This is a genomic window from Haliscomenobacter sp., assembly GCF_040403615.1.
Lineage (GTDB): Bacteria > Bacteroidota > Bacteroidia > Chitinophagales > Saprospiraceae > Haliscomenobacter.
This window is the reverse complement of sequence record NZ_JBBAKG010000212.1, coordinates 1-4,250: the sequence shown is the minus strand read 5'-3', so window position 1 is coordinate 4,250 and position 4,250 is coordinate 1. Positions and strand designations below refer to the sequence as shown.

Sequence of the window (4,250 nt, the reverse complement as noted above, 5' to 3'; positions counted from 1 at the left end):
CCCGGATCTGGTTTGTACAAATCCACTGATGCTGGAGTAAGTTGGAAAAAAATGACCACGGGTTTGCCGTCAAGCATGGGGAAAGCGGGCATTTGTGTATCGCCAACCAATTCTGAGCGCCTTTATGCGGTTGTTGAAGCCACCAATGGTGGAATTTACCGTTCTGATGACAGTGGTGCATCCTGGCAACAAGTCAACAAAGAGCGGCAGACCTATGCCCGTTCCTGGTATTTCAATGAAATAATTCCCGATGTCAAGAATCCAGACATCGTGTATGTACTCAATATTCCGCTGCTAAAGTCAATGGATGGAGGCAAAACATTCAGTAGCATCGCCACGCCCCACGCAGACCAACACGATTTGTGGATCAACCCTTCCAATCCCCAAAATATGATTTTGGCCAATGATGGCGGGGCCTGCATTTCTTTCAACAACGGAAGATCCTGGACAAGTCAAAACAATCAGCCTACTGGACAGTTTTATCGGGTCACTACCGACAATAATTTTCCCTATCACATTTATACTGCCCAACAAGACTTTGGAGCCATGGGCATCCCCAGCCGGGTCAGTGGCTCTCAGGTAATTGGTAACAATTGGTACCAGGTAGCAGGAGGGGAAAGCGCTTTTTTGGCGGTAGACCCTAACAATCCTGAGTGGGTTTATGGGACGAATTACCAGGGAAACATCAGTGCCTGGCACCGCAAGTCTGAAAGCAGTAAGGACATCATGGCTTACCCTGAAATTGCTTTGGCGACCCGTCCCCGCGATTTGAAATACCGTTTCAATTGGAATGCGCCGTTGGTACTTTCCCCACAAAACCCCAAAGTACTTTACCACGGGGCTCAGAAATTGCTGAAAACCGAGAATGGTGGTCTAAGTTGGGAAGCCATAAGCCCGGATCTAACCCGCAACGATACGGCCCATCAAGGCGACGGCGGTGGCCCTTTTTTGAATGAAGGGGCTGGCGCTGAAAATTACAACACGATCAGTTACATTGCTCCTTCCATGCACAAAGAGGGGGTTATTTGGGTAGGTACGGATGATGGACGAGTACACCTCACCCGCAACGGCGGACAATCCTGGGACGATCGCACCCCAAAAGGCCTTCCAGAATCTTTGATCAATTCCATTGAAGTATCTCCTCACGACCCTGCAACGGTATACATTGTAGCGTGCAGATTTCGATTTGGAGACAAACACCCCTATGTTTTTCGCAGTACCGATTTCGGACGCAATTGGGAAAAAATAACCACCGGATTTGGTAAAAATGATTTTGTAAGGGTAGTCCGCGAAGATCCCGCTCAAAAAGGTCTGTTGTATGCAGGTACGGAATCCAGTTTTTATATTTCCATCAATGGAGGGAATTCGTGGAATCAATTTCAACTGAACTTACCGGTGTGTCCAATTACTGATCTGCACCTCCATGAAAAAGATTTAATCGCTTCCACTTCGGGTCGGGGAATCTGGATCTTGGATGATATTTCTTGTTTTCAGAACAATTCCAGCTTGATAGGCAAAACTGGAATTTCGATTTTTCCTCCTCGCTCCACTTACCGCTATGCTGGCGAACAAAATGAAGATCCTACGATTGCATCAAGTTCTGGAAACCCGATCGAGGGCATGATCATCAACTATATCCTGCCAGAAGAAATCGATAGCTTAACCCTGGAAATTCGCAATGCCAAAGGGCAATTGATTCGCAAATACACCAGTTGGACGGACTCTTTTTTGGTAAAAACCAATGCAGCATTGGGGCATCCTACCCTTACTACTTCCAAGGGACTGAATCGCCTGGTATGGGATCTCCGCCGCCGCATGCTGCCTGGTATTCCTGAACTTTTCATCATGGGAGATCTGCGTGGAAGTATGGTTGCACCTGGAATCTATTCCATCCATCTAATTGGTAATCAAGACACGATTCTAACAAATGCAACAGTTCTTGCAAATCCCAATGTACCCGGCGCCACCGAAGAATATGAATTACAAAGCATTAAGCTCGACGAAATGGAAGCTACCATTCGAGAAATGCACAGCATGATTAGTAATCGACGGGAATGGCGCAACTGGTTGACCGGTTTGTTGGAATTGTACGAAAATTCTGCAGACCATATTGAAATGGTCAGTACTGCACGCGACATCATTGCCAAAATTAATCTTTGGGAATTTGGCCTCACTCAACCCGCTCAGGTGGGTACGCAGGATGCCATTGTTTTCAAGCATGGGCTTCACGCTGAGTTATTGGACCTCAAACTCCGAACCGATGCCCTCGATCCCCGGATCACTCAAGGCATCACCGATCGATTCAATGACATACGCAAGATTTGGAACCGCAAAAAACCTGCCAATGAAGCCATCAATCAAGCGATGTTGAGCTTTATGAGCAGTTTTAAGGAAAAGGAAATGGCGCCATTTTTTGCCCCGCCAACCCATACTTATTAGGCTGTTCTGTGGTAGGTTGATGGTTTTGAGTTGAGACACAATGTCCAAAATGGAAGTGTGAAAAGGGAAAACTCACAACATAACATCCAAAACTTAAAACCTTTTCCTTACCTTCGCGGCGTACTAAATTAATCGAAAGATGGAAACTGCAAATACCTCTACTACGAAAGATTGGTTGCTCTTTTTGATCTCTTTGGTCGCTATGATCATTTTGTTTGCGGTAGCAGATGAGTGGTTCTGGTTGGCACTGCCTTTCGTATTGACTTTCTTTGTGCGGGCAATTCGCATGATGTAATTCTGGTGTAGAGACGCGATGGATGTATCGCGTCTCTATGCAAGGTTAGACGCTAAGAATCGCGTCTCTTCGGTTATTCGTAACTATTGGTACTATCTTCCAATAGTTCTTCAATCTCTTTCATTTCAGTTTCAGTGAAATAGCGCCATTTCCCAACGGCCAGGTCATCCAATTTCAAAGACATGATGCGGATGCGCTTCAATTTTTTCACTTCATAGCCCATGAATTCACACATGCGGCGAATCTGTCGATTCAAACCCTGGGTGAGAATGATCCGAAAAGTGGATTGCCCTTTTTTCTCAACCGCACATTGCTTGGTGGTTGTTCCCAAAATAGGTATCCCGTTGCTCATTCGACGCACAAAGTCAGGCGCCAAGATTTTATCAACCACCACGATGTATTCTTTTTCGTGACCATTGCGGGAGCGCAAGATTTTGTTGACGATATCGCCGTCATTTGTCAAAAAAATCAGCCCTTCTGAATCTTTGTCCAAACGGCCAATCGGAAAAATTCGCTGGGTGTGATTGATGTAACTCACTACGTTGGACTTATCCCGCAAGTCGGTGGTACAGGTGAGTCCTCTGGGCTTGTGAAAGGCGATGTAGATGCGTTTTGGGTTGCTGCGCAAGGGTTTTCCATTCAGAAACACCACATCACCTTCTGCCACCCTGTTGCCTTTCACGGCAATGACTCCGTTCAGGGTGACCCGGCCTGATTCGATGAATTTATCCGCTTCTCTTCTTGAGCAAATGCCCGTTTCAGAGATGTATTTGTTTAGACTCGTTGACTCCATTGCTTGTTGTAAATCCTATTTCTTCACCTTGATCATACATCCTACCGCTTTGGTCAGGTTCGGATCCGGTTCGGTGCCGTTTTCAATTGCGGTAATCGCTTCCTCTACATACCGACGCGTTATCAAGGATTCATCATCCGCATTGTCATCGATCGCGCCAATATACCGCACTTTTCGGTCTTTGTCGAGCAAAAACACTTGAGGAGTGCGCGCTGCGCCGTAGGTAGGGAATACTTTTTGGCCTTCGTCCAACAAGTATTCAAAGGAATAATTTCTTTCTTTGGCCCGTTCAGTCATGCGGTCGAAACCATCTCCGGGTTGCACGCTCGGGTCGTTGGGCATGATGGCTACGACTGGCCAGCCCATTGGTGACATTTTATTGTGCAAATCAATGATGCGTTGTTCGTATGCCTGGGCATATGGGCAAGTATTGCAAGTGAACACAACGATGTAGCCTTGTACATTTTTGTAATCCTTGAGTCCAACCAACTTACCAGATGTGCTTTTCAACGAAAAATCGGGCGCGGTATCTCCCACTTTTAGCCCTATTGCCAATGGCAATTGCGGAAAAAAGGACAACAAGCAAAATACACCGATAAAAAATCCAAAACCAATTCCAGTTTTTGTTTTCATCGCAGTCGAATTTGAATAACCAATGAGTTTGAATAAATGAACGTTAGGTGATTACAACTCACTTATTGTGACGCAGATTTCCATTTTTAG

At 45.9% G+C, this 4,250-nt stretch carries 4 protein-coding genes; 2 read left to right on the top strand and 2 right to left on the bottom strand.

Annotated features, from left to right (window positions below; translation table 11 throughout):
- Nucleotides 1-2,439 (top strand): WD40/YVTN/BNR-like repeat-containing protein (locus ABW391_RS28765; RefSeq protein WP_353485355.1); only part of this gene is annotated, 2,439 nt, incomplete at its 5' end.
- Nucleotides 2,440-2,578: 139 nt separating this feature from the next.
- Nucleotides 2,579-2,734, top strand: a complete 156-nt coding sequence (locus ABW391_RS28760) for a hypothetical protein (protein ID WP_353485354.1) — start codon at nt 2,579-2,581, stop codon at nt 2,732-2,734.
- 73 nt (nt 2,735-2,807) lie between these two features.
- On the opposite strand, the gene rluF is transcribed toward ABW391_RS28760, so the two are convergent.
- Together rluF and ABW391_RS28750 are read right to left on the bottom strand one after the other, a co-directional pair.
- A complete protein-coding gene (gene rluF, locus ABW391_RS28755; RefSeq protein ID WP_353485353.1) occupies nt 2,808-3,527 on the bottom strand; it encodes a 23S rRNA pseudouridine(2604) synthase RluF in 720 nt (239 codons plus the stop codon).
- Between the two features lie 15 nt (nt 3,528-3,542).
- A complete protein-coding gene (locus ABW391_RS28750; protein ID WP_353485352.1) occupies nt 3,543-4,160 on the bottom strand; it encodes a thioredoxin family protein in 618 nt (205 codons plus the stop codon).
- Between the last annotated feature and the right edge of the window lie 90 nt (nt 4,161-4,250).

What these genes read in the sequence shown, in the direction of transcription:
- ABW391_RS28760 (WP_353485354.1), top strand. Translation starts at nt 2,579, where the DNA reads ATGGAAACTGCAAATACCTCTACTACGAAAGATTGGTTGCTCTTTTTG.
- rluF (WP_353485353.1), bottom strand. Translation starts at nt 3,527, where the DNA reads ATGGAGTCAACGAGTCTAAACAAATACATCTCTGAAACGGGCATTTGC.
- ABW391_RS28750 (WP_353485352.1), bottom strand. Translation starts at nt 4,160, where the DNA reads ATGAAAACAAAAACTGGAATTGGTTTTGGATTTTTTATCGGTGTATTT.